This is a genomic window from Halorubrum sp. AD140 (assembly GCF_034497445.1).
Taxonomy (GTDB): Archaea; Halobacteriota; Halobacteria; order Halobacteriales; family Haloferacaceae; genus Halorubrum.
Map to the genome: position 1 here is coordinate 1 of NZ_JAXRUU010000050.1, position 23,027 is coordinate 23,027.

Genomic DNA, 23,027 nt, shown 5'->3' on the forward strand with positions numbered 1-23,027 from the left:
CGGGACGCCGTTCGCGACCGCGATCCCGCCGCCGAACGTCGGGACCGCCTCGGGGTCGCTCTCGATCAGGACGAACGACTCGAGGCTCGCGGTCGTCGTCGTCAGCCCCTCGCCGTCGGGCGCCTCGTCGCTCTCGGTCGCCTGCGTGACGCGGGCGATGACCGCGTCCAGCCCCTCGGCCCCGAACTCCTCGGCGGCGGCGACGGCGTCGTACCGGTCGGCGAGCTCCGCGCGGTGGTTTCCGGCGGTGACGTCGCGCGCGGGGTTCTCGTAGCGGGGCTGCTCCCACGGGACGCCGGTGGTCGTGAGGTGGCCCGCGACGGCGTCCTCGGCGATTTCGGGGACCGCGAACTCGAAGCTCAGCTGCGGCCCGGTGAACGCGGCGATGTCCTCCAGCTCCGCGCTCTCGACGAGTTCGTACCCGACGACCTCGTCGGCGACCTCGTCGGCGAGCGCGGCGTCGTCACCGTCGGCCGCGCGGTCGCGGTGTCGGAAGACGACCCCGGTCTCCCGCAGCGGGAGGTCGGTCGGCGGCGATCGCAGCGCGTCGAGCGACCGGACGGTCAGGGCGCCGTCCACCAGCGACCCCTCCGTCACGGAGGGGAGGTCGGGGTGATCGTAGATCGGCTCGCCCTCGTACTCGGGGACGACGAACGGGAGCCGCATCCCCTCGTCGCGGGGGAGCCCGTACGCGATCGGGACCCCGAGGAGGTCCTCGACGGTGTCGATCGTCGTGTTGGTGATGTCCGCGAGCACCTCGTCCTCGCCGACGCGCTGGAACTGGTCGGGGACCTCGTTGACCGAGAGGGTGCTGGAGTGCGAGCCGAGCTCGGAGAGGATGCGGGGGACCACGTCGGGATCCGGGTCGAGGAACTCGTTGTTCGGCACGCTGCGGGAGTGCGAGCTCGCGACGTACAGCTGGGGGTCGCCCGTGTCGAGGTCGACGAAGACGTGGAGCACCTCCCAGTCGTGCCAGTGGAAGTTGGCCGTGAACTGGTCGAACGCGGAGTACAGCCAGAACTGGACGACCGCGAGCGGGGAGTCCTCGTACCGGACCCCGTTGTAGAAGACGGTCGGGTCCGGCGGCTCGCCGGCCTCCTCGTACCGCTCGTGGTAGCTGTCGAACGCCGTGAAGCCGTCGACGACCGTCTCGCCGTCCTCCTCGACCGTGTATGGGCGGGGGTCGGTCGGGAACCACGGCTCCGCGGAGTCGAAGTACAGCGTCGGCGCGAACCGGGCCGCGAGCTCGTCGAGTCGCTCCCCGTCGAGGCGGGCCGTCGCGGCGTCGTCCGGCTCTGAGCCGGAGCAGCCGGCGACCGCAGCGCTCCCGGCGCCCGCGAGCGCGCCGAGTACGGTCCGGCGGTCGACGGTTCGACGGTCGGACTCCTCGGTCACGCCTGTCCTCCGTCGGACCGCAGGGGGACGCGGCTCGGTCGCGTTCGCGATTCCGGACTCATTCCGTAGTGTAACAGCCACACCGGCGAATAAGTCTTCTGACGGAGCACGGGGCGGTGGCCGCCCGGAACCGCGGGGGGAGGTCTCTCGGAACCGCGGAAGGTATTTGCGCTCGGACGCGCGACTCCTCGGTATGGACGGCAAGAAGGCCCTCTACTACGGCGCGATCGCGATAGCGGTCCTGATCGGCGTCAGCGTCCTCGTCTCCGTCGTCTCGGCGGTCCTGAGCCTCGCGTGGGCGGTGGTCTCCGGGATCGTCTCCCTGGCGGTCCTCGCCGGGCTCGTCTACGTGGCGTACAAGGCCGGATCGTGGCTCTTCGGCGGTGACGACGCGGTCACGAACGCGGACTCGATCGGCGGGTCGTGGTCGACCTCGTCGACGTCATCGTCCACGAGATCGTCCGGCGACGCCCCGAAGAACGAGCGGGACCGGCTCCGCCGGCAGTACGTCGAGGGACAGATCGGCGAGGCGGAGTTCGAGCGCCGGATCGCCAGCGAGCTGGAGACGGAGGAACTCGACGAGATCGACCGCGAGCTCGAACGCGAGCGGTAGGTCGCGACGCCGGTCGCGGACTGCGGCGCCTAGAACCGCTCGCGGAGCTCCGCTCGGAGGTCGTCGAGGTCGAGGTCCTTCATCGCGAGCAACACGAGCAGGTGGTAGACGAGGTCGGCGCTCTCGTACGTGAGCTCGTCGAGGTCGTCGTCTTTCGCCGCGAGGATCGCCTCTGTCGACTCCTCGCCGATCTTCTCCAAGACGGCGTTTTCGCCCTTCTCGTGGGTGAACAGCGAGGCGGTGTACGACCCCTCGGGGAGCTCCGCCTTCCGCGACTCGATGGTGGCGAACAGCTCGTCGAGGACGGCCTCGGGCGGCACCGCCGAATCCTCGCCGGATTCGGGGCCCCGGTCGCTCACGCGACCACCTCGCGCTCGGGGAAGAAGGCGAGGTCGTGGACCCGCGCGTCGTCGGTGAGCTCCGGGTGGAACGCGGTGGCGACGACGGGACCGTTGCGCACCGCGACCGGGCGCCCGTCGACGGTCGCGAGCACCTCGACGCCCGCGCCCACCTCGTCGACGAGCGGCGCGCGGATGAACACGGCGTGGAACGGATCGTCGAGCCCCGTAATCGACACGTTCGCCTCGAAGGAGTCCTTCTGTCTGCCGAACGCGTTGCGGTCGACGGAGACGTCGACGAGTCCGAGCGCGTCGACGCGGTCGTCCTTCGCGTCCCGCGAGCAGACGATGAGCCCGGCGCAGGTGGCGAGCACGGGCTTCCCGCGCGCGACGTGCTCGCGGATCTCCGCGTCGATCCCCTCGCGGCGGATCAGCCGCGAGATGGTCGTCGACTCTCCGCCCGGCACGAGGAGAACGTCGCAGTCGGGCACGATCCCCGCGTCGCGGACCTCGACGACCTCCGCGGGCTCGTCGCGGGCGGCCGCGGCGTTCCGGACGGCGGCGGCGTGCTCGGCCACGTCGCCCTGCACGGCGATGACGCCTGCTTTCATGGAACTGGCTCGGTCGGGGACGGGCAAAAAGGGCGCGCTACGGGGCGGTCCAGCGGGTCGCGATCGAACGGTACACGCAGACCCTTACGCGACCGTCAGCGAGAGGATCTGCACGAACGTGCCGAAGAGGACGCAGAACGCGAGGACGGTCTTCGGGCTCATCGCGATCGCGTCCCGGTCCTCGCTGTCGAAGTAGCGGACCAGTCCCGCACTGGACATCAGCCCGCCGGAGTTGGAACCACTGCTCATACACGTGCTGGTTCGCGCGGCGTTCTAAACGTTTCGCTCGCGGTCGCGGCCGAACCGTTACGCTCGCGGCCGGCGGGCGGCTGGTCGGCGGCTCGCGACCGACGTCGCGGATTCCGCTCCCTCTCGCCGCGGGACGCACACGAGTGGGAAACCCTTATGCGCGGTCCGACGGTAGGTTGGCCCGGATAATGACTGTTCGACTGCTGGATTTTCACGCTGACTGGTGCGGCCCGTGTAAGACGCAGGATCCGATCCTGGAGGAGATTCAGGAGGACCTGGGCGACGCCTTCGAGCTGCAGAAGGTGAACGTCGACGAGGAGCAGGACGTCGCCAACCAGTACCAGGTGCGCTCGCTCCCGACGCTGGTCGTCGAGAACGACGACGGCGTCGTGGACCGGTTCGTCGGCGTCACCCAGCGCGAGGACATCGAGGCCGCGCTGACCGAGGCCGGCGCGTAGGTCGGCGATCGCCCTCTCCAGACCGCCTGCGAGGCGTCTGCGTCGACCGCCCCCGCACCGTCGGTGCGTCTCGCAACCTTTTACAGCGTCGCCGCGACAGTAGCCGTATGGCCAGCTTCGACGCCGCGGAACGCCGCAACCTCGACCGGCAGATCTGCATGCGCTGTAACGCCCGCAACGCCCCCGACGCCAAGCGCTGCCGCAAGTGCGGCTACAAGAACCTCCGCCCGAAGGCGAAGGAACGCCGCGCGACGTAAGCGGGCGTCCAGCCTCGGTCTTCTGCGGCTCGACTCACGTCACGGCCGCGTCGTCGTCCGGCGGCCGCCAGCGACCGGCCCCACGCGCAGTCGACGACGCTCAGCGCGGTTTTAAGCCGACCGCGCACCGACGACCGGTATGCTCGTCGTCGTCTCCGACACCCACGCACGCGAGGAGCCGAAGCTCCGGGGACGGACCGCGGAGGCGGTCCGCGCGGCCGACCTCGTCGTCCACGCCGGCGACTTCTACCGCGAGCCGGTGCTCGACGCCTTCGAGTCGGCCGCTCGGACCCTCCGGGGCGTGTACGGCAACAACGACGACGCCGCGATCCGCGACCGACTCCCGGAGGTCCGCACGGTCGAGTACGCCGGCGTCCGGTTCGCGGTCACTCATCGCCACCGGAGCGGGGACACGGGACTCGTCATGCTGGGTCGCGGGCGTGACGCGGACGCCGTGATCTGCGGACACAGCCACCGTCCGCGCTTCGACGACGCCGGCGGACTCCCGATACTGAACCCCGGAAGCCACGCGCAGCCGCGGGGAAATCGTCCGGCGCACGCCGAGCTGGAGCCCGGGGCTCGGGGGGGCGAGGGGACCGACCCCGTCGCGTCGTCCGGGCTCGCCGGGAGGCTCGTCACGCCCGACGGCGAGGTCTTCGAGGAGTTCCGGATCGACCCGTGAGAAACCGCTGTCCGCCGGGGGAGGGGACGGCGGACGCGACGCGACGCCCCAGGGCCCGGACCGCGTCGACGGATCGAGCCGCTCTGCGGAGGGGCAGGGGGAGAGTGGCGGCGTCCGACGGACGATCCGTCGGCGCGGAACGAACGCGGGGTGAGGGCCGAAGCGGGGGTCGCGGTCACAGCTTCCGTCGGTGATAGCATATAGCTGGCTTAGGGACAAACGCCCGTTTTAGTCATCTGCGTCGCGTGAGAGAGCCGGAGACGGACGCGGGTGCCGAAACGCCTAACACCGTCCCGACGGATTCGAGTGTATGCTCCCGGTGCAACCGCTGTTCGTGATTATCCTCGTTGGCCTGCTCGGGCTCTTCTTCTTCGGGTTTCTGCTCGTCCGGCGCACCGTGAAGGGGCTCCGGGAAGGGTACGAGGACGGGCAGCGATAGCATGGCTGTCGCCACCGTCCTCACCCTCGGCGTCGCCGCCGCGGCGAGCCTCTTCATGGCGTGGTCCATCGGCGCCGGCTCCTCCGGGTCGACCCCGTTCGCGCCGGCGGTCGGCGCGAACGCCATCTCCGTGATGCGCGCCGGGCTCGTCGTCGGCGTGCTGGGGCTGCTCGGCGCGGTGCTGCAGGGCGCGAACGTGACCGAGGCGGTCGGGACCGAGCTGATCGGCGGCGTCACGCTCACCGCCGGCGCGGCCATCGTGGCGCTCGTCACCGCCGCCGGACTGGTCGCGATCGGCGTGTTCGCGGGGTATCCGATCGCGACAGCGTTCACCGTCACCGGCGCGGTCGTCGGCGTCGGCCTCGCGATGGGCGGCGACCCGGCGTGGCCGAAGTACGTCGAGATCCTCACGCTGTGGGTGCTCACCCCGTTCGTCGGCGGCGGCGTCGCCTACGCGGTCGCCCGTTCGCTGATGGGCGATCGCCTCCCCGAGCGCGCGCTCACCGCCGGGCTCGCGGCGATCGTCGGCGTGATCGTCGCGAACGTCGGCTTCGCGCTGCTGGGCCCGCCGGGCGAACAGGCCTCGCTGTCGGAGGCGATCGGCTCCGAACTGGGCGCCGGCGCGATCGGCACGCCGCTCGTCACGGTCGCGGTCGCGGCGATTGTCGCCGCCGCGATGTACGTCGACCTCGGCCGCGACCGCGAAGGGGCTCAGCGACGGTTCCTCCTGGCGATGGGCGGGCTCGTCGCGTTCTCCGCCGGCGGATCGCAGGTCGGACTGGCGATCGGTCCGCTGGTGCCGCTCTTCGTCGGCGACGCCAGCGTCCCGCTGTGGGCGCTGCTCGTCGGCGGCGGCGTCGGGCTGCTGGCCGGCTCCTGGACGGGAGCGCCGCGGATGATCAAGGCCATCGCGCAGGACTACGCCTCGATGGGACCGCGTCGGTCGATCGCCGCGCTCATCCCCTCGTTCGCGATCGCGCAGGCCGCCGTGGCGTTCGGCATCCCGGTCTCGTTCAACGAGATCATCGTCTCCGCGATCGTCGGCGCGGGCTACGCCGCCGGCGACGCGGGCGTGAGCCGAGCGAAGATGGGGTACACGGCGTTCGCGTGGGCCGCGTCGCTCGTCGGCTCGTTCGTGCTCGGGTTCGGAATCTACTGGGCGGTGCAGTTCGTCCTCTGAGCGCTGTGACGAGCGACGGGTCTCGGAATGCCGACGCTCGTTCGTAGACGAACGTCGCCGGCGAGCGTCGGTGAACGCCGCCGAATCACCGGTCGCTCGGTGGTACGGACTCGGTCTCTCTGCCGAGAACGCGGTCCAAAGCCCAGCCGCGAGGCGCTTCGCGCCTCTGGCAGCCGGCGGCGGAGCCGCCGGCGACTGCCCCTTTGCGGCCCTCCCTCCTGCGACCGCCTCGCACCTCACGCCTCCCCAGCCTCGGCGAACGGCCCGGCGCGGCTCCGCCCGCGCCGGACCGCCGCCTCCCTCGCGCGTGCGCCTCGCGCCCTGCGGGCGCTCGCCGGCACGCGCCGACCACGACCGCGGTGGCGGCTCCTCGTCGACCGGAGCGGCGGCTCCTCGTCGACCGGAGCGGCGGCTCCTCGTCGACCGGAGCGGCGGCTACTCGTCGCTCGGATACGTCGGGAGCCGCGCGGAGCGGGCGCTCCCGTCGACGAACGGGAGGTCGGACCGCGTCGCCGCGACCTCGTCGCCGTCGACGCGCACCGCGACCGCGTCGAGGTCGGCGTCGAACCGAACGAGCGCCAGCGCGATCGGCCGCTCCGTGGCGGGACCGACCGCCGCGCGCGTCACCTCGCCGACCGCCTCGTCGCCGTCGAAGACCGCTGCCCCGGGGGTCGGCAGCGTCGCGTCGTAGCCCTCGGGGTCCGCGTCCCCGTCTATCGCCGCGATCCGGTCGTCGAGTCCGTCGAGCCCGAGCCCCACGAGCCGACGGCTCGGACGGCCCTGGTTCTCGACGCGGGAGACGACCTCCTGGCCGACGTAACACCCCTTCTCGAAGTCGAGGGCGTTGCGGAGGCCGAGGACGTTCGGCACCGTCCCTTCCAGCTCGTACTCGAAGAGCGGCGTGCCGGCCTCGGCGGAGAGCGCGTCCCACGTCCGGTAGCCGAACGGGGCCGCGTTGAGCCCGCGGTTGATCAACGTGTCGAACACGTCCTCTGCGTCGTCGGCCGCGCAGACGACCTCGTATCCCTCCTCGCCGAGGGGCGCGTCGGTCGCGATCACGGTGACGCCGGCGTCGACCATCGAGCCGCGGACGAACGAGAGGGGCTCCTCGGGAGCGCCCGGTCCGCCGAGCACCGAGGCGACCTTCTCGGTCGACTTCGGGCCGTGAACGCCGAACACCCCGAACTCCTCGGAGGCGTCCTCGATCGTCACGTCCTGGATGAACACCTTGCTCGACCAGTCCTCGGCGACGGCGTCCGTGCGCTCGGGCGGGAGGAAGACGAGCAGGCGCTCGCCGGCGTTGTACGCGTACATGTCCGTCTCGATGCCGCCCTGCGGGTCGAGCAGCAGGGCGTACACGCCCCGACCGTCCTCGGCGGGCACGCGGTTGGAGACGGCGTTGTCGACGAACTCGACGCGGTCCTCGCCCGTGATCGCGAGCACGCCGTACCCCATCTCGATCGCGCCGACGACGTTGCGGACCGCCTTGCCGACGCGCGCCGGCTTCCCGTAGTGGTCGACGACTCGACGGCCGCCGCGGTCGCGGTACGTCGCGCCGTGGGCGCCGTGGGCGTCGGAGACGAGACTCATGCCCGACCGGAGGTCCGGGAGCGGCAAAAGGCCGCTGGCTCGCGGTTCGGGAGCGACGGTGCCGCTGGGAGTGCCGTTCTACAGTCCGAGACGGTCGCGGATCGTGTCGACGAGCCCCCCCGGTGGGGCTTCCGCCGGCTCGTCGGGGTCGGGGACGACGCGGTCGTGCGCGTAGACGCGGACGCGTTCCCCGCTCTCGACGGTGATGAGCGAGTCGTCTTTCAGCGCCGCGAGCGCCTCCTCGACGGCGTCGATGTCGGCGTCGACGGCCGCGCGAAGCTCCAGCACCGTCATCCCCTCGTCGCCGCGGTCGACGAGCGCGTCCAGCAGCGCGACCTCGACGTCGGGCCGGTCGCGGTATTCCGGCTTTGCGGCCATGGACCGCAGTTGGATTGGATGGGGTTTACGTCTACCGGCGGGAGGGTCACCTGACCAGCCGCGAGCAGGAGCCACAGAGGTTCTCCTCTTTCACGTCCACCTCGCGGACGGTCGGGGAGAAGGACATGACGCACTTGCTGTTGTCGCAGTGCTCCAACCCGAGGGTGTGGCCGATCTCGTGGACGACCTCCTTGCGAACCCGGTCGGAGAACACGTCTATCGCGGGCTTCGTGGACACGCCGCCGTCGGAGGAGGTGCGGAGCCGGTGGGTAGAGATCACGGAGCCGTTGCCGTTGAGGTACGCGAGGCCGAACACGTAGTTCCGGCGGCGGTAGTAGAGGTCTCGCGGCGTGATCCCGATGTTCTTCTCGCCGCTGCCGACACGGCTGACCGTCTCGATGAGGTCCTCCGCGCGGTACTGGTCTCGCCCCTCGTCGTACGCGGTCTCGGGGATCGACTGATCGTCGTGGACGGTGACGTCGCAGTCGTACACCGATCGGAGCGCGCCGGAGGCCTCCCGCTTCACGCGGGGGGTGACCTCCCCGACTGGGACGATGTCCACGAGCATGGAATCGCTTTTGACCGCCGCAGTCATAAAGCCCGCGCCGTGGTCTCACCATCCCGACTGGCGCTCGTCGACGCGCTCGCCCGCTACGATCGGCTGCTCGAAGTCGGGATCGGCGACCGCCCCGGCGTCGCCCGAGCGCTCGCGGACCGCGGCCGCGACGTCGTCGCCCTCGACGTCGACGTCGACGAGCGCACCCGAGCGGCCGCCCGCGAGACCGAGACGGCGACGGTCGCGGGCTCGCTGCGCGCCGTCGAGGGGGACGTGCTCGCTCTCGCGGAGGGGACGGACAGAGCAGGCAGATCGGAGCTCGACGAGGCGGGACGCGCGTTCGACGCGGTGTACGCGTGCAACCTCCCGGCAGAGCTCCAGCGCCCCACGGTCGCGGTCGCCGAGCGCCTCGACGCCGCGTGCCTGTTCACCACCCTCGGCTTCGAGGAGCCGACGGTTCCGGTCAGCCGTCGGTCCCGCTCCGGGACCACCGTGTACGTCGCCCGCGACGGCCCGACGGGCGACGGCGTCCCCGGCGTCGACGGCGACCGATGAGGATCTTCCGGCCGTCTCGGCCGTGAACCCGAACGTTCTTTCCTTCACCTGCCGGCGTACGGGTATGCAGGTCGACGCAGTCGTGCTCGACATCGACGGCGTCCTCGTCGATGTCGCGGACTCCTATCGCCGAGCGATCCTCGAGTCCGTCGAGAGGGTGTGTGGCAAACCGATCGACCGCGACGCGGTCCAGGCGTTCAAGGACGCCGGCGGCTTCAACAACGACTGGGAGCTGACGGACGCGGCCGCGCTGTACGTGCTGGCCCGCCGCGAGGGGCTCCGGATGGACGTCGAGGCGTTCACCGACCGGGTCGCAGCGGGCGGCGGCGGCCTCGACGCGGCGAAGGCCGTGGTCGGCGACCTCCCGCGGGTCGCGCAGGCGCGGGTCCGCGACCAGTGGGACACCGAGCGGCTCCGCGAGACGTTCCAGGCGCTCTACCTCGGCGAGGAGCTGTACCGCGAGCTCGAGGGCGGTTCGCCCCCCCTGTCGGCGCCCGGCTACATCCACGACGAGCCGACGCTCGTCTCGCCGGCGACGATCGCGGACCTCACCGAGCGGTTCGACGTGGGCGTGTTGACGGGGCGACCCGCGGACGAGGCGGAGATCGCCCTGGAGCGCGTCGGGCTCGACGTCCCCGACGAACACCGGTTCACGATGGACGACTGGGAGGAGGGGAAGCCGCACCCGCGGGCGCTCGTCGCGCTCGCGGAGCGGTTCGACGCCGACCGCGTCGCCTTCGCCGGCGACACCCTCGACGACGTGCGGACCGCGCGCAACGCCGACGACGAGGACGCGACCCGCGTCTACTACGGGATCGGCGTCCTCACCGGCGGTCTGACCGGTGAGGACGGACGCCGGAAGTTCGCCGAGAACGGGGCCGACGCCGTCGTCGACGACGTGAACGACCTGGTCGAGCTGTTGGAGTAGTCGGGACGGGACCGCCGCTGGGGCTCACGGACCGATCGCCGCGAAATGGGCCTTGCCGGATTCGAACCGGCGATCAACTCGTTATGAGCGAGTCGCTTTAACCGGACTAAGCTAAAGGCCCCGCACATGGAATCTTCTTTCTCGATTCCTCTTTATGTTGTCGGGTTAGAACCGAGTGAGGGCAATACCTCATCAAAAAGATAGTCTTCGTGCCAATTAATATTTTTGACATTATTGTTTTTCGACCGCTCGTATCGAACCGTCATCTGCGTTTTGCTAGCGTCTTCGATGGGTATCAGATAGGTTTCATCACACACAGGAGCATAAACTGCGAAAAGATCAATAGACCCTTCGTATCCTTCTCGCTCGTATCCCGAACTCTTTGTCCGGGTGCTGCGCGTTCGGAACCGTACCGCCCCGTCGGTTGTCGCTTCAAATGCTGTTTTTATTTGAATTCGATAAAAATCATCGTCGATATCAGCCACAAGGTCATACGATTCATTATCGTAGGCAGGGACCAGAACAGATATTCCGTAACTCACACACTCCGACTTCACGATCGCTTCTGCTGCTTGACCGCGCTTTTGTGGCTCTTCGAGTGAAGCAAATCGCTCGCTCCGCTCCGACATATCTAGGGGATTGGTAGGTACAGTAGAAAATAAATCAGCCGTCGAGTGAAAGTATATTCAAAAAATCGAGGAACGCCGAAGCCAGGACTCGAACCTGGGACCGCCTCGTGACTGTGACGTTCGGGGGGTTTCCGCCGAGCGTCGTAACAGCGAGGCGCTCTACCAACTGAGCTACTTCGGCTCATCCTTCGGTACTCGCGTTGTTTTGATAGGGCTTTCGTTTCCGCCCGACTCGGTGGAGACGGGGTGACACGGCGTCGGGAACGACCGCTCTCGACGTCGACTCCCGTGCCGGCCGGCCGACCGCGCGACCGACACGTTTTCGGCCGGACCGCGAGAGGGACGGGTATGAGCGATCCCGAGTCGGACGGCGCCGAGTCCGACGAGCTCGAGGCGGTGCTCGCGCGCGTCCGCGACCGGGTCGTGCCGGGGCCCGCGGAGCGCGACCGCCTGCGCGCGGTCGCCGCCGAGCTCGTCGAGCGGACGCGCGAGGCGGTCGCCGACCTCCCCGTCGAGGCGGACGTGGTGCAGGTGGGATCGACGGCTCGCGGGACGTGGGTGTCGGGCGACCGCGACATCGACCTCTTCGTCCGGTTCGACGCCAACCTCGACCGCGAGCAGCTGGAGGAGTACGGGCTCGCGGTCGGCCACGCCGTCCTCCCCGACGGCCACGAGGAGTACGCGGAGCACCCGTACGTGAAGGGCACCTACGAGGGGTTCGACGTCGACCTCGTCCCCTGCCACGACGTGGAGACCGCGGGCGATCTGGTCTCGGCGGTCGACCGGACCCCGTTCCACGACGCGTACCTCTCGGCGCGGCTCGACGACGACCTCGCCGCCGACGTCGTCCTCGCGAAGGCGTTCCTGAAGGGGATCGGCGCGTACGGCAGCGACCTCCGCACGGAGGGGTTCTCCGGGTACCTGACGGAGCTGCTCGTGTTGGAGTTCGGGGGGTTCGTCCCCCTCGTCGAGTCCGCGCGGAGCTGGCATCCCCCGGTGGAGTTCGACCCGGAGGGCCACGCCGAAGCGACGTTCGAGGACCCCCTCGTCGTCGTCGACCCGACCGACCCGACGCGGAACGTGGCGGCGGTCCTCTCGGCCGGGAACGCCGCGCGGTTCCAGCACTACGCCCGAGAGCTGATCGCGGCCCCGAGAGTGGGACTGTTCGAGCCCGACGAGCTCGACCCTCTCGACGCGGCCGACGTTCGCGACCACCTCGACCGCCGCGAGACGACGCCCGCCGCCGTGGTGTTCGACGCGCCAGACCTGGTCGACGACCAGCTCTGGCCCCAACTGCGGCGCTCGCTAGACGGAATCGTGCGCGGGCTGAACGGGCGGGGATTCGACGTGTTACGCGCGCAGGCGATGGTCGACGACGACCGCGCCGAGCGGGAGCCGACCGGTCCCGTCCGCGTCGCGCTGTACGCCGAGCTGGAGGTCGCCGAGCGGCCGGCGGTCGAGCGCCACGACGGACCGCCCGTCGCGGTGCGGAAACACGCCGCGAGCTTCTACGAGTCGTACGCCGACGACGTCGACCCGGAGACGTACGGCCCGTTCATCGACGGGGACCGGTACGTCGTCGAGCGCGAGCGGGAGTTCACGACGGCGCGGGCGTACCTCGAGAGCGACGCCGCGGGAGACGTCGCGCTCGGGGCGCAGGTGGAGCCGGCGTTCGCCGACCGGGACGTGCTGGTCGGCGACGCCGTCGCGACGCTGGCGTCGACGTTCGGGACGGCGCTCCGCGAGTTCTACGAGCCGCACCCCTGAGCGGGACGGCAACCCGCGGCTCCGGCGGGCTACCGCGAGAGGCGGTCCGAGAGGAGGTACACGAGCGCGACGATCCCGAACAGGACCGCACCGATCGCGGACACGAGCGCCGCGACGCGCGGGAAGACGAGCCAGAACGCGACGTAAAACGAGAAGGCGAACGCGAGGAGCCCGACTATCACGACGCCGCGAGTCGGGTTCTGCGCGGCGGCGACGAACACTCGCTGCGGGAGCGAGAGGTCGCCGAACGCCGGCGCGTCGTCGACGAACTCCTCGGCGTCGCCCGTCGGGACCGAGGCGCCCGGATCGGCGTCGACCGGGCCCGGGTCGCCGGCTGCGCGCTCGGTGTCGGAGCCTCCGTCGGGTCGGCTCTCGGCGTCGTCAGTCACGCGACGCGATACGTCCCGGAGGTGCCTGTACCTGTCGTTCCCGGCGGACGAATCGGACGGGGAGCGAGCGCGCGGCTCGGTTCACGCGAGCGTGCCGGCGAGCGCCGACCCGACGAGGAACGCGACGACCGCGGCCAGCAGATTCGCGGCCGCGAACCCGATCGCGGCGTCCAACTCCCCGTCACGCGCGGTCGCCACCGTCTCGACGGCGAACGACGAGAACGTGGTGAACGCGCCGCAGAACCCCGCCCCGAGAAGCAGGGCCGTCTCCGGAGCGACCGGCGCGGCGAGGACGCCGCCGAGCGCGAGGCTGCCGAGCGCGTTGACGGCGACGACCGACCGGCGCCCCGCGACCCGGAGGCCGACGGCGTGTCGAAGGGCCGCGCCGAGCGACCCGCCGACCCCGACGAGCGCGGTCGCGAGGAGCGGATCCGTCACGGCCGACCCCCGATCGAGAGACCGGCGACCGCGGCCGCGAGCCCGACCGCGTAGCTCGCGCCGACGTACGCGGCGCCCGCCGCGGTACCGAGCGAGACGGCGTCGCCGACGAACGTGCTGTAGGTCGTGAACGACGAGAGCGCCCCGGTGCCGACGAACAGCTGGGTCCTAGTCGTCGTCGCCCGGGAGACCAGCAGGCCGAGCGCGAACGACCCGACGGCGTTGACGACGAGCGTGCCGGCGCCGGCAGGTGCTCCGACGGTGACGGTGACGCCGTGTCTGGCGACGGCGCCGAGGAAGCCGCCGAACGCGACGAGCAGGAAGCCGAGCGGCGTCCGTTCCATGCGATGGCGTCGCCACGGCCTACCTTGGACCTTCGGACTCGGCGGCGTCGCTCGCCCGCGGGCTCCCTCCCTCGTGCGGCGTCCGCCGCTCGCGGACCCGCACGGTGTGGGCCGTCTCGGTCGCGTCGTCGACGACGAGCGCCTCGCCGGTGCCGGTCGGGAGCCGCGAGGCGAGGTCGCCGGCGAGGTACGTCGCGTCCGCCTCCGCGAGTCGCGCGACGTCGCGCTCGGCGGTGAGCCGGTGACAGACCAGCAGGTCCGACTGGGAGACGGCGACGCTCGGCAGGGCGCCGGGACGCTGCGTCGCGCAGACGAGCGAGACGCCCGGCGCGCGCCCGCGGGTCAGGAGCGTCCTGAGCGCGGGGTCGGCGACGCCGCCGAAGAACGCGTGCGCCTCGTCGACGAGCAGCCACGGAAGGCGGTCGAGGGCGCCGTCGACCCGGGCGTCGTAGAGCCCGCTGGCGACCGCCCTGACGACGGCTTCCCCGGCCGCCTCCGGGACGCCGGAGAGGTCGAGCACCGTCGGTGTACCGTCGGCCGCGAGATCCGTGACGGGCGGGGAGTCGGCGTCGAACGCCCCCCACGTCGCCGCGAGCTGCAGGTGGTTCGCGGCGGCGCGCCGCGCGTCCGGCGGCGCGTCGGTCGCGGCGACCCGGTCGCGAAGCTCTGCGATCGTCGGGCAGGTCGTCCCCGCGTCCGTCCCCGACTCGTCCACTGTGTTCGCCGCTGACCCGTCCACCGCGTCGGCGACGACCCGCCAGACCAACCCCCCCGGACCGCCGGTCGGGTCGAGCCCGAGCAGGTCGGGCCACGCGGACGCCGGTATCTCGTCCGGACGGACCGTCGGTTCGATCACCCGACCGCCCGCCGCCCGGAGCCCGCCGAAGACGCCCATCGGGTCGACGACGACCGGCGAGACGCCCGGGGCGTCCGCGAGCCCCTCGGCGAGGACGCCGAGCGTGTACGACTTCCCGGTGCCGCGCTTCCCGAAGACGACGCTGGCGTGGGGGCGGTCCGCGTCGACGCCGACGGCGGCGCCGGCGCTTCCGTCGCGAGCGAGAAACGAGCCGAGACGCACCGTCGGGGGCGACGCGGCGGTTTCCGGCGCGCGGTCCGCGTCGCCACGGTCGTCGTCGGCATCGTCGCGGTTCGCGTCGCCGACATCGACGCGTTCCGCGTTGTCCTCGCGTCCGAGCACGTGCATATCGACGGTGGACTCGGCATCGCACAAAAGGGTCGGGAGGCAGGGGGCGAACAGCACCCCGCCCGGTCCGACCGTTTATCAGTGATGCCGCGGCCAGCGGGGCGTATGTCCGATCCGAAACGCGACGGACGCACCGCGAACCGCCGATCGTTCCGCGCGGACAGGCGCGCCATCGAGGGGCTGCCGGTCAGGCTGGTGATCGCCCTCGTCGTCGGCGTCGCCAGTCTCAGCGTGATGATGGGTATGATCGGCGACATCGAGGGCCTCTCCGCGACGGAGGTCGACGCGCAGCCGCAGCCGGAGGTGACGACGCCGGGCGAGCAGTCGATCGACATCTCCGTCCTCGACCCTGACGGCGGAACGGTCGCGGACGCGACGGTGATCGTCCGAAGCGGGTCGGCGGAGATCGACGGCGTCGCCACCGCGGAGACGAACGAGGAGGGGGTCGCCACGGTGGACGTCGCGCCGAAGCTCGGACCGAACCAGCCGGACGGCACGCTCACGATCGAGGTCAAGCCGCCGGCCGAGGGCGACTACGTGGACGAGCGAGAGAACACCGAGGTGCTGGTCGTCGAGGAGTGAGGGCGGGGCGCGTTCGCGCTCCTCTCAGTGCCGGTCGTCCCAGTCGATCCACTCCTGTTCCCAGCCGTGGCGCGCGAGACGCCCGTACGCTGCCCGCTCGGCGTCTTCGCGCCGCGTTCGGTTCCGCTCTACGTCGCGCTGCTCGCCGTCGGCGAGCATCGGGCGAAGCCGGGCCGGGCCGGCGGTCTCGACGGTGCGGAAGCCGGCGGGAGCGTCGTCGTCCGGACCGGCCTCCCCCGCTGCGTCGGGCTCTATCGCGACGACGGTCTGAACGGTCGTCCCGCGGGGGTAGACGATCCGCCCCCCGTCGTCGAGCTGCTCTCTGAGCGCGCGCGGCGGTTCGACGACCGCCGCCTCCAGGAGGATGCGGTCGTAGGGGGCGTACTCGGGGAGGCCGTTGGCGCCGTCCCGCCGGTCGACGAGAACGGCGTCGTACCCCGCTTCCGAGAGGTTCGAACGCGCCAGCGATACCGCCTCCCGGTCGATGTCGACCGCGTGAACGTGTCTTGCGCCCGCGATCTCGGCGATCATCGCCGCGGAGTAGCCGACGCCGGCGCCGACGAGGAGGACGTCGTCTCCCTCGGCGGCGTCGAGCGCGGCGATCAGCCGGACGGCGGTCGCGGGCGCGAGGACGCGCGTTCCGGCCTCGTCGCTCGCGGCGTTCGCGTACGGGGAGTCGTCGACGAACGTCTCCCGGGGGACCCGCTGGAGCGCCGTCAGCACCGACGCGCCGAGCGGCTCGCCGAGCTGGTGTTCGAGCCCCTCGATCATGTCGGCCCGCAGTGACGCCTCGTCCATGTCCGGACTCGGCGCTCGGTCGCCTAAAACCGCTCGCTCGCCGCCGTGTTGGTCGGCTGTCGCCACAACGCGACGTCCGACGCCGCACCGAGCCGGCCGTCACCGCACCGAGTCGACGGTCACCGCATCGGGACGAACCGGACGCCGCCGTGGTCTTCCCTGTCCACGCCGTCCTCGCGGACCGTCAGGCGCACGAGCCGCTGTCTGCCGCCGAGACCGAGCGCGCCCTTCCGCTGGACCGGCGCGACGACGCGGCCGCCGGTCCGCACTTGGTCGACGATCGCGTCCGGGATCCCGCCCGTCGGCGCACACGTCAGCGACGCCGCGTCGAACGGCGCCTCGTCTCGGAACACCTCGCGGCCGTCGCCGGCGCGGACGACCACGTCGTACCCGAGCCGACGGAGTCGGTCGCGAGCCGCCTCGGCGAGCTCCGGGACGTACTCCGCGCTGAAGACGTTTCCAGGCCCGACGATTTCCGCGAGCACCGCGGCGTGGTAGCCGCAGCCAGTGCCCACTTCGAGGACGCGGTCACCGCGGTCGACCTCGAGGAGGTCCGTCATCACCGCGACCATGTGCGGCGCGCTGATCGTCTGGTCGTGGCCGATCGGGAGCGGTCGGTCGGCGTAGGCCAGCGAGCGGCGATCCGCCGGGACGAACGCGTGTCGGGGGACCGCGTCGATCGCCGACAGCGTCCGCTCGCTCACGTCGAGGCGCTGACGGAGCGCGTCCACGAGCTCCCGACGAGCGACCGCGAAGTCCAGGTCCTCTCCGCGGTCTGGGGCGTTCGTGTCTCCCATGCCACGAGATAGCACGGGGAGCGTGGAGAAAGTGTCGACGCTCGCGGACGGCGACGGTCGAGACCGAGTGAAGCGGTCAAGAACGGACTGAGTGCGCAAAGAGGGAGGACGGAGCGATCGAAGGGCGCGACGAACGCCGGCTACGCGACGTCGATCCGGTGGCCGTCGGTGGGGGTGGCCTTCGGTAGGGTGACCGTGAGCACGCCGTGCCGGTACGTCGCGGTCGCGTCCGCCTCGGCGACGGGCGACGGGAGGTCCACCGTGCGCGTGACGGACTCGCGGCGTCGCTCGCGACGGAGGTACCGTTCGAGCGCGCCGTCGTCGGCCGCGTCGCGTTCGCCCCCCTCGGACGCGTCGTCGTATTCGCCGTCGAGACTCGCGTCCTCGCGCTCGTCGCCCCGCTCGGCGGTGATCGTGAGTCGACCGTCCGTGACGCGGACGTCGATGTTCTCGCGGTCGTACCCGGGGAGGTCGGCGACGACGACGACGTCGTCGTCACGCTCCGCGACGTCGACGTCGGTCGTCCAGCGCCGGCGCCCCCACGGCCGGTCGATACCGAACGGACCGCGGCCGTAGAACTGCTCGATCTCGTCGAAGAGGGTGGATCTGTTCATGGGAATCACGGATAGAGAGGTGCTGTGAGCTATTAAATACAGACCGACGCCTGCTATCTCGTGACGGAACGCGGGACGGGGAGCGGGCCAAGCCCGCGGATCGGCCACCGCGCGTCAGCTCACGTCGATGCTGTGGCCGTCGCTAGATTCCGACCGCTTCGGTAGGGTGACCGTGAGCACGCCGTTCTCGTACGAGGCGCTCGCGCCGTCGCGCTCGACCGGCTCGGCGAGCGGGATCCGCCGTGAGACGGATCGGGAACGGCGCTCGCGGCGGTGGTACCGGACGTCCGAGTCGTCCGCGTCGTCGTCGCCAGCCGACTCGACCTCGTTCTCCTCCTCGCGGGCGGCCGCGATCGACAGCGCGTCCTCGCGCAGTTCGACGTCGATGTCTCCCTCTTCGAAGCCGGGCAGGTCGGCGACGACCGTGATCGACTCGTCGTCTTCGATCACGTCGACCTTGACGTTCCGAGCGCCGGGGAGCCCGGGCGCGCCGGGCGTGTCGAGTGTGCCGCCGAGCTCCTCGAACTCCCGGCCCATCCGTTCTAGCAATTCCTCGATCTCGCTGAATGGATCACGTCGCGTCATACAGGTCAGGATTCGCGACGGAGCGACTTGAACGTGCGGGCGGGACTGGCGGGCGGCGGGCGACCGGAACGCTGCCGGCTGTGGGGCGAAGCGCGGTCGCCCGGCGCCTAGACGAACGGACGCCAGTAGTACGGGCTCACGAACCCCTCGATGACCGCGGCGACCGCGATCAGCACGCCGACGCCGACCAGCACCCAGAAGGCGTTCTCTAGCGCGTCGGCGAACGCCTCCCGGGAGCGCCGGCCGCGAGTCGTCCGCCACGAGACGGTCCCGAGGTGAATCCCGAGGGCGCCCGAGATCAAAAGCGCCGGAATCTCGAGGACGCCGTGCGGGGCGCCGAACGCGGCGAGGGCGACGGGGTTCTCCTCCAGCGCCGCGGTGGCGCCGAGCGCGACGCCGTTGAACGCGATCGACGAGAGGGCGGGGACCACGAGCGCGACGCCCGAAAACGCCGTCGCGATCGCGACCGACCAGTTGTTGCCGAAGAAGTTGAGCGCCGCCACGGGCGGCACGTGGCCGACGAGCCGCCCCTCGATCGAGGTCGTGACCGCGCCGACGAACGGGTCGACGGCGAACCAGCCGAGGGCGCCGAACCCGACGGCGACGGCGACGGTGAGCGCGTGCAGACCCGGCGTCCGACGCACGAACGCCCCCATCTCGCGCCAGCCGCGGCGGACGCCGCCGGACAGCTGCGCCCGGAGGCCGGACTCGGGCGGCTCGACCGGGTCGACGGCGCCGCGGAAGTCGCCGTAGAGGACGGTCTTGAGCAGGTCGAGCGCGGGCGCCGCGACGACCGCGCTGGCGAGCGCGACGGCCGCGCCGCCGCCGAGGAACGCGAGCGCCGATGCGGCCGACGAGATCCCGACGAGGACGCCGACGGCGACGACGAGGTACGCGGCCGCGTCCGCGGGGTTCGATCGGGCGAATTCGCCGGCGCCCTCCACGGCGCCGATCACCCCCGCGTCGTCGACGACGACCGCGGCCGGCGCGAACGCGAAGAGGACTCGCACCACGAGGAGGACGAGGAACCCGACGAGCAGGACGAACAGCGCGGCCGCGGCGCCAAGGAAGGGATCGACGAGGAACGCCGCGCCGATCGCGAGCCCCCCGAGCAGGAGGACGCCGGCCCACAACAGGAGCTCGGCGACGTAGATCCCGAGGAAGGTGAGCCACCGGTCGCGAACGCCGGCGATGCCCGCGGTGAGCCCGCGCTCGTCTCGGAGTCGGGCGACGACCGCGGACATCTGCCCGGCCGACACCGCGGCGTACGTCAGGACCGCGATCGCGACCGTCGCCGCCGCGCCGGCGACGATCAGCGCGATCGCGGTCGGCGACGCGAGCGGTTCGAGCGCCGGGGCGAGCGACTCGCCCCACGCCTGGAGCGCGTCCGGGTCCTCCGGGTCCGGCGGGGTCAGATCGAGCTCGGCGAGCGCGTCGCGGGCGGTCGCGAGCCGGCCGCTGAGCTCGAAGTGGACGTACACGCCGACGAGCGCGGCGAACGTTCCGATCCGGGCGATGACGGGGACGGCCGTTCCGAGGAGGTAGAACGGGAGCAGGTCGGCGGGGCGGCGTCGGAGGGTGGAGACCGTCGCGGTAACGGCGGAGGACAGCTTCATGCGCGGACGTTCGTCCGTCCGACACTTAACCGGTCCGCGTGTCGATGTCTCCCGAACGTTGAAGCGAGAGAGCCACTCACACGGCACATGGACGTCTTCGTGTACGGAACGCTCACCGAACCCGAGCGCGTCGCCGAGGTGCTCGACTCGTTCGTCTTCGTCGGCCCCGCGACCCTGACCGGTCTCCGCCTCGTGGAGGGTCGGTACCCGACGCTCGCGCCCGGCGGGGAGACCGCCGGGCGGCTTCTCCGCACCGACGAGACGGCCGCCCTCGACGCGTACGAGCGCGTCGACGACGGACTGTACCGACGGGTGAGCGTCCCCCTGGACGCTCCCGAGGCGTATCCGGACAAGGCCGCCGTGTACGTCGGCGACCCGGACCGACTCGACGCAGACGCGACGTGGCCGCCCGGACGCGGTCCGCGAAACCGCGCCGGGGTCGCGGAGCGGGACCGGGTCGGCGACGCCGCGAGCGACGAGGGGTTCGCCGAGCGGGTCACGGCGTACCTCGAACGGACCGACGTGCGGGTGCGACTGACCCCCGACGATCCCGTCTGACGGAGGGATGACGGCGCCGCAGTCGTGCGGTTTCACTTTCACTCCGCTAGGCCCACCTTTTTGTATCCCGGTGGCCTGATTTCACTTGCACGTCACACGCGTGCATTCCCCCTTTCACAGACGGCGAGCGGAACGCTCGCTCGGATCCCCCCCTCGCTCGTCCGGAGCCGTTGGTTCGCGTGACGGGTCGGGAACCGGCCGCTTGGCGCGCTGATCCGGACCGGAACCGATTAGCGGCCGGCGCGGCGACGGATGCACATGATAACCCTCTCCGACGTTCGCGCGGCGCGCGAGCGGGTCGCCGGTGTGGCTCGCCACACGCCCCTAGAGCGGTCACGGACCTTCTCCGAGATGAGCGGCGCAGACGTGCACCTGAAGCTGGAGAACTTCCAGCGCACCGGCGCGTTCAAGATCCGCGGCGCGATGAACCGGATCGCGACCCTCTCCGACGCGGAGCGCGAGGCCGGCGTCGTCACCGCCAGCGCGGGCAACCACGCGCAGGGCGTCGCCCTCGCCGCCCAGCGAGCGGGCGTCGACGCCACCGTCGTGATGCCGAAGTTCGCGCCCGTCTCGAAGGTGAAGGCGACCCGCGGGTACGGCGCGAGCGTCCGGCTGGAGGGCGTCGACTACGACGAGGCGCAGGCGTACGCCCACGAGCTGGAACGCGAGGAGGGCCGAACGTACGTCCACGCGTTCGACGACCCGGTCGTGATGGCCGGACAGGGGACGCTCGGCCTGGAGATCGTCGACGACTGCCCCGAGCTCGACACCGTGGTCGTCCCCATCGGCGGCGGCGGGCTCATCTCGGGGGTCGCCGTCGCGATCAAAGAACAGCTCCCCGACGTGCGAGTCGTCGGCGTGCAGGCCGAGGGTGCGGCCTCGGCGGCCGCGTCGCTCGAAGCCGGCGAGGTCCGCGAGATCGACCGCGTCGACACGATCGCCGACGGGATCGCAACGCGGGCGGTCGGCGAGCGGACCCTCGAGGTCATGGCCGAGTACGTCGACGAGGTCGTCGCCGTCGACGACCGCGAGATCGCCTTAGCCCTCACACTCCTGCTCGAACGCTCGAAGACGCTCGTCGAGGGCGCGGGCGCGGTCGCGCTCGCCGCCGTGCTCTCGGAGGCGTTCGAGTACGACGACGGCGAGACCATCGTTCCCGCGCTCTGCGGCGGCAACATCGACCTCAACCGCCTCGGCACCGTGGTCCGGCGCGGGCTCGTCCAGATGGGTCGGTACCTCAAGATCACGGTCGACCTGAAGGACCGGCCCGGCGAACTGGAGCGCGTCTCCAGCATCGTCGCGCGCACCGGCGCGAACGTGTACGCGGTCCACCACGACCGCACCTCGCGGGACGTCGCCGTCAACGCCGCCGAACTCGAGCTGGAACTGGAGACCGACGACGCCGAGCACGCCGCCGACATCGTCGACGCCTTGGAAGCCGACGGGTACGAGGTCGAGATTCTGTCCTGAAGCGGGCGACGACCATTCGTGACTGATTTTGCGGTGGCGCGTGCCTGCGAGGCCGCTCTGCGGCCGAGCAGCACGCGCGAGGGACGCCGCGAACGCCCGAAGGGCTGAGCGGCAGCGAGGCGCGGAGCGCCTCTGGCAGCCGGCGGCAGAGCCGCCGGCGACGAGGCTGGGGAGGCGTGAGGTGCTGTGCGGTGCGGGGCTTCGAAAAGGTTCGTGTCGATCAGCGATTTATAAACAGAAGCCGCATCCTTCAGCCGAGCGACAGGGACTTTGGCGGTGTTCGCCGTCGATCCACAGCCAGCTAGTTATAAACGAACGGCTGGCGCTTCGAAAGCCATCACCGCAGCGGCGGCGCCTAATTACCGCACAGATGACTCGAAGCGTCCGAAAAGGACATCCGAAACCGCAGGGCTCCTCAATTCTTAGTCGTCCGCGGCCGCCGCGTCGACCTCGCTCTCGTACAGCTCGCCGGCGCGCTCGCGCTCGGTGAGGTAGTCGTCGGCGTCGAGCGCGGCCTCCACGCCCATCCCGCTGGCCGTCGCCGCCTGCTGGTAGTGGAAGTCGACCACGTCGCCGGCGCCGAACAGCCCCGCGACGCCGGTGCGCGTCTGGCCGCCGCCGCGGCCCCCCTCGGTGATCAGGTACCCCTCGTCGTCGGTCTCGATCCCCGTTCCCTCCAGGAAATCGGTGTTCGGTGTGTGGCCGATCGCGAAGAAGACCGCCCCCACGTCGAAGTCGTACTCCCTCACCTCGTCGGCGGTGGCGGGGTCCGCCAGCTTCTCCGTGGGGTGGCCGTCCGGGTGCTCGACGAGCGTCACGTGGTCGACGCCGTCCTCGGGGGTGCCGTGGATCTCGGTGAGCTCGGTGTTGAGGAGCAGCTCGATCTCCCCGTCCTCGATCTTCTCCATCGTCCGTTCGATCCAGACGTCCTCCGCGCGGAACTCCTCGCGGCGGTGCGCGACGTAGACGGTGTCGGCGAACTTCGTCAGGAAGTTCGCCTCCTCCAT

At 71.1% G+C, this 23,027-nt stretch carries 29 protein-coding genes, 2 tRNA genes and 1 pseudogene; 12 read left to right on the top strand and 20 right to left on the bottom strand.

Annotation, left to right across the window (positions count from 1 at the left end; all coding sequences use genetic code 11):
• Positions 1-1,395: pseudogene (locus U4E84_RS12230) on the bottom strand (hypothetical protein); the annotation flags it as partial.
• A 193-nt stretch (positions 1,396-1,588) separates the two neighbouring features.
• On the opposite strand from U4E84_RS12230, the gene U4E84_RS12235 reads away from it, so the two are divergent.
• The gene (locus U4E84_RS12235; protein ID WP_322532376.1) at positions 1,589-2,008 is read left to right on the top strand and encodes a hypothetical protein; all 420 of its coding nucleotides are present in this window, start codon (positions 1,589-1,591) and stop codon (positions 2,006-2,008) included.
• A gap of 29 nt (positions 2,009-2,037) precedes the next feature.
• On the opposite strand, the gene hisE is transcribed toward U4E84_RS12235, so the two are convergent.
• The 3 genes from hisE to U4E84_RS12250 form a co-directional block, all read right to left on the bottom strand.
• Entirely contained in the window at positions 2,038-2,367 is a 330-nt protein-coding gene (gene hisE / locus U4E84_RS12240) for a phosphoribosyl-ATP diphosphatase (RefSeq protein WP_322532377.1), read from the bottom strand.
• Positions 2,364-2,957, bottom strand: a complete 594-nt coding sequence (gene pdxT, locus U4E84_RS12245) for a pyridoxal 5'-phosphate synthase glutaminase subunit PdxT (RefSeq protein ID WP_322532378.1) — start codon at positions 2,955-2,957, stop codon at positions 2,364-2,366. The genes hisE and pdxT overlap by 4 nt, the downstream gene beginning before the upstream one ends.
• An 84-nt stretch (positions 2,958-3,041) precedes the next feature.
• Positions 3,042-3,206 carry a preprotein translocase subunit Sec61beta gene (locus tag U4E84_RS12250; RefSeq protein WP_322532379.1) on the bottom strand — a complete coding sequence of 55 codons (165 nt, stop codon included), beginning with the start codon at positions 3,204-3,206 and terminating at the stop codon, positions 3,042-3,044.
• A 188-nt stretch (positions 3,207-3,394) separates the two neighbouring features.
• Here U4E84_RS12250 and U4E84_RS12255 point away from each other — a divergent pair, with 188 nt between their 5' ends.
• The 5 genes from U4E84_RS12255 to U4E84_RS12275 all read left to right on the top strand — a co-directional run bounded on the left by U4E84_RS12255 (position 3,395) and on the right by U4E84_RS12275 (position 6,222).
• Positions 3,395-3,664 (top strand): thioredoxin domain-containing protein, encoded by a 270-nt coding sequence (locus U4E84_RS12255; RefSeq protein ID WP_322532380.1) that lies wholly within the window; start codon positions 3,395-3,397, stop codon positions 3,662-3,664.
• A gap of 107 nt (positions 3,665-3,771) precedes the next feature.
• Positions 3,772-3,921 (top strand): 50S ribosomal protein L40e, encoded by a 150-nt coding sequence (locus U4E84_RS12260; protein ID WP_092562207.1) that lies wholly within the window; start codon positions 3,772-3,774, stop codon positions 3,919-3,921.
• A 139-nt stretch (positions 3,922-4,060) separates the two neighbouring features.
• Entirely contained in the window at positions 4,061-4,603 is a 543-nt protein-coding gene (locus U4E84_RS12265) for a metallophosphoesterase (protein WP_322532381.1), read from the top strand.
• Positions 4,604-4,913: 310 nt separating this feature from the next.
• Positions 4,914-5,042, top strand: a complete 129-nt coding sequence (locus U4E84_RS12270; protein ID WP_322532382.1) for a hypothetical protein — start codon at positions 4,914-4,916, stop codon at positions 5,040-5,042.
• Between the two features lies 1 nt (position 5,043).
• The gene (locus tag U4E84_RS12275; protein WP_322532383.1) at positions 5,044-6,222 is read left to right on the top strand and encodes an inorganic phosphate transporter; all 1,179 of its coding nucleotides are present in this window, start codon (positions 5,044-5,046) and stop codon (positions 6,220-6,222) included.
• Positions 6,223-6,657: 435 nt separating this feature from the next.
• Here the strand turns inward: U4E84_RS12275 and U4E84_RS12280 are convergent, their stop codons facing one another.
• The 3 genes from U4E84_RS12280 to U4E84_RS12290 all read right to left on the bottom strand — a co-directional run bounded on the left by U4E84_RS12280 (position 6,658) and on the right by U4E84_RS12290 (position 8,758).
• Positions 6,658-7,812, bottom strand: coding sequence for a glycine cleavage T C-terminal barrel domain-containing protein (locus tag U4E84_RS12280; RefSeq protein ID WP_322532384.1), 1,155 nt, complete (start codon positions 7,810-7,812; stop codon positions 6,658-6,660).
• 78 nt (positions 7,813-7,890) lie between these two features.
• Positions 7,891-8,190, bottom strand: coding sequence for a DUF6432 family protein (locus tag U4E84_RS12285; RefSeq protein ID WP_322532385.1), 300 nt, complete (start codon positions 8,188-8,190; stop codon positions 7,891-7,893).
• A gap of 46 nt (positions 8,191-8,236) precedes the next feature.
• Positions 8,237-8,758, bottom strand: coding sequence for an archaemetzincin family Zn-dependent metalloprotease (locus U4E84_RS12290; protein WP_322532386.1), 522 nt, complete (start codon positions 8,756-8,758; stop codon positions 8,237-8,239).
• Between the two features lie 39 nt (positions 8,759-8,797).
• Between U4E84_RS12290 and U4E84_RS12295 the strand changes: the two genes are divergently transcribed.
• Positions 8,798-9,301 carry a UPF0146 family protein gene (locus tag U4E84_RS12295; protein ID WP_322532387.1) on the top strand — a complete coding sequence of 168 codons (504 nt, stop codon included), beginning with the start codon at positions 8,798-8,800 and terminating at the stop codon, positions 9,299-9,301.
• A gap of 64 nt (positions 9,302-9,365) precedes the next feature.
• Positions 9,366-10,229: a TIGR01548 family HAD-type hydrolase gene (locus U4E84_RS12300; RefSeq protein WP_322532388.1), complete on the top strand. Its 864-nt coding sequence runs from the start codon at positions 9,366-9,368 to the stop codon at positions 10,227-10,229.
• 46 nt (positions 10,230-10,275) lie between these two features.
• Here U4E84_RS12300 and U4E84_RS12305 read toward each other — a convergent pair.
• From U4E84_RS12305 to U4E84_RS12315, 3 genes are all read right to left on the bottom strand, one after another.
• Positions 10,276-10,350: transfer RNA gene (locus U4E84_RS12305), tRNA-Ile, on the bottom strand.
• 31 nt (positions 10,351-10,381) lie between these two features.
• Complete coding sequence (locus U4E84_RS12310) at positions 10,382-10,858, bottom strand: group I intron-associated PD-(D/E)XK endonuclease (RefSeq protein ID WP_322532389.1); 477 nt, start codon at positions 10,856-10,858, stop codon at positions 10,382-10,384.
• A 73-nt stretch (positions 10,859-10,931) separates the two neighbouring features.
• Positions 10,932-11,039 (bottom strand) — tRNA-Asn (locus U4E84_RS12315).
• A 167-nt stretch (positions 11,040-11,206) separates the two neighbouring features.
• Here U4E84_RS12315 and cca point away from each other — a divergent pair.
• Complete coding sequence (gene cca / locus U4E84_RS12320) at positions 11,207-12,625, top strand: CCA tRNA nucleotidyltransferase (protein WP_322532390.1); 1,419 nt, start codon at positions 11,207-11,209, stop codon at positions 12,623-12,625.
• Between the two features lie 29 nt (positions 12,626-12,654).
• Here cca and U4E84_RS12325 read toward each other — a convergent pair whose 3' ends face one another.
• The 4 genes from U4E84_RS12325 to U4E84_RS12340 all read right to left on the bottom strand — a co-directional run bounded on the left by U4E84_RS12325 (position 12,655) and on the right by U4E84_RS12340 (position 15,000).
• The gene (locus tag U4E84_RS12325; protein WP_322532391.1) at positions 12,655-13,014 is read right to left on the bottom strand and encodes a hypothetical protein; all 360 of its coding nucleotides are present in this window, start codon (positions 13,012-13,014) and stop codon (positions 12,655-12,657) included.
• An 81-nt stretch (positions 13,015-13,095) separates the two neighbouring features.
• Entirely contained in the window at positions 13,096-13,452 is a 357-nt protein-coding gene (locus tag U4E84_RS12330; RefSeq protein ID WP_322532392.1) for a CrcB family protein, read from the bottom strand.
• Positions 13,449-13,796 carry a CrcB family protein gene (locus U4E84_RS12335; protein WP_322532393.1) on the bottom strand — a complete coding sequence of 116 codons (348 nt, stop codon included), beginning with the start codon at positions 13,794-13,796 and terminating at the stop codon, positions 13,449-13,451. Before U4E84_RS12335 ends, U4E84_RS12330 begins: the two co-directional genes overlap by 4 nt.
• 19 nt (positions 13,797-13,815) lie before the next feature.
• A complete protein-coding gene (locus tag U4E84_RS12340; RefSeq protein WP_322532394.1) occupies positions 13,816-15,000 on the bottom strand; it encodes a helicase HerA domain-containing protein in 1,185 nt (394 codons plus the stop codon).
• A gap of 105 nt (positions 15,001-15,105) precedes the next feature.
• Between U4E84_RS12340 and U4E84_RS12345 the strand changes: the two genes are divergently transcribed.
• Positions 15,106-15,582, top strand: coding sequence for a carboxypeptidase regulatory-like domain-containing protein (locus U4E84_RS12345; RefSeq protein WP_322532395.1), 477 nt, complete (start codon positions 15,106-15,108; stop codon positions 15,580-15,582).
• A gap of 24 nt (positions 15,583-15,606) precedes the next feature.
• On the opposite strand, the gene U4E84_RS12350 is transcribed toward U4E84_RS12345, so the two are convergent.
• The 5 genes from U4E84_RS12350 to U4E84_RS12370 form a co-directional block, all read right to left on the bottom strand.
• The gene (locus U4E84_RS12350; protein WP_322532396.1) at positions 15,607-16,380 is read right to left on the bottom strand and encodes a methyltransferase; all 774 of its coding nucleotides are present in this window, start codon (positions 16,378-16,380) and stop codon (positions 15,607-15,609) included.
• 119 nt (positions 16,381-16,499) lie between these two features.
• Entirely contained in the window at positions 16,500-17,177 is a 678-nt protein-coding gene (gene pcm / locus U4E84_RS12355) for a protein-L-isoaspartate O-methyltransferase (RefSeq protein ID WP_322532397.1), read from the bottom strand.
• Positions 17,178-17,317: 140 nt separating this feature from the next.
• Positions 17,318-17,791 (bottom strand): Hsp20/alpha crystallin family protein, encoded by a 474-nt coding sequence (locus U4E84_RS12360; protein ID WP_322532398.1) that lies wholly within the window; start codon positions 17,789-17,791, stop codon positions 17,318-17,320.
• 114 nt (positions 17,792-17,905) lie between these two features.
• Positions 17,906-18,376, bottom strand: coding sequence for an Hsp20/alpha crystallin family protein (locus U4E84_RS12365; RefSeq protein WP_322532399.1), 471 nt, complete (start codon positions 18,374-18,376; stop codon positions 17,906-17,908).
• A 107-nt stretch (positions 18,377-18,483) separates the two neighbouring features.
• Positions 18,484-19,992 carry a stage II sporulation protein M gene (locus U4E84_RS12370; protein WP_322532400.1) on the bottom strand — a complete coding sequence of 503 codons (1,509 nt, stop codon included), beginning with the start codon at positions 19,990-19,992 and terminating at the stop codon, positions 18,484-18,486.
• 87 nt (positions 19,993-20,079) lie between these two features.
• On the opposite strand from U4E84_RS12370, the gene U4E84_RS12375 reads away from it, so the two are divergent.
• Complete coding sequence (locus tag U4E84_RS12375; RefSeq protein ID WP_322532401.1) at positions 20,080-20,550, top strand: gamma-glutamylcyclotransferase family protein; 471 nt, start codon at positions 20,080-20,082, stop codon at positions 20,548-20,550.
• A gap of 258 nt (positions 20,551-20,808) precedes the next feature.
• Positions 20,809-22,020 (top strand): threonine ammonia-lyase, encoded by a 1,212-nt coding sequence (gene ilvA, locus U4E84_RS12380; protein WP_322532402.1) that lies wholly within the window; start codon positions 20,809-20,811, stop codon positions 22,018-22,020.
• A 422-nt stretch (positions 22,021-22,442) separates the two neighbouring features.
• Here ilvA and U4E84_RS12385 read toward each other — a convergent pair.
• Positions 22,443-23,027: FAD-dependent oxidoreductase (locus U4E84_RS12385; RefSeq protein WP_322532403.1), on the bottom strand; the 585-nt coding region annotated here is incomplete at its 5' end.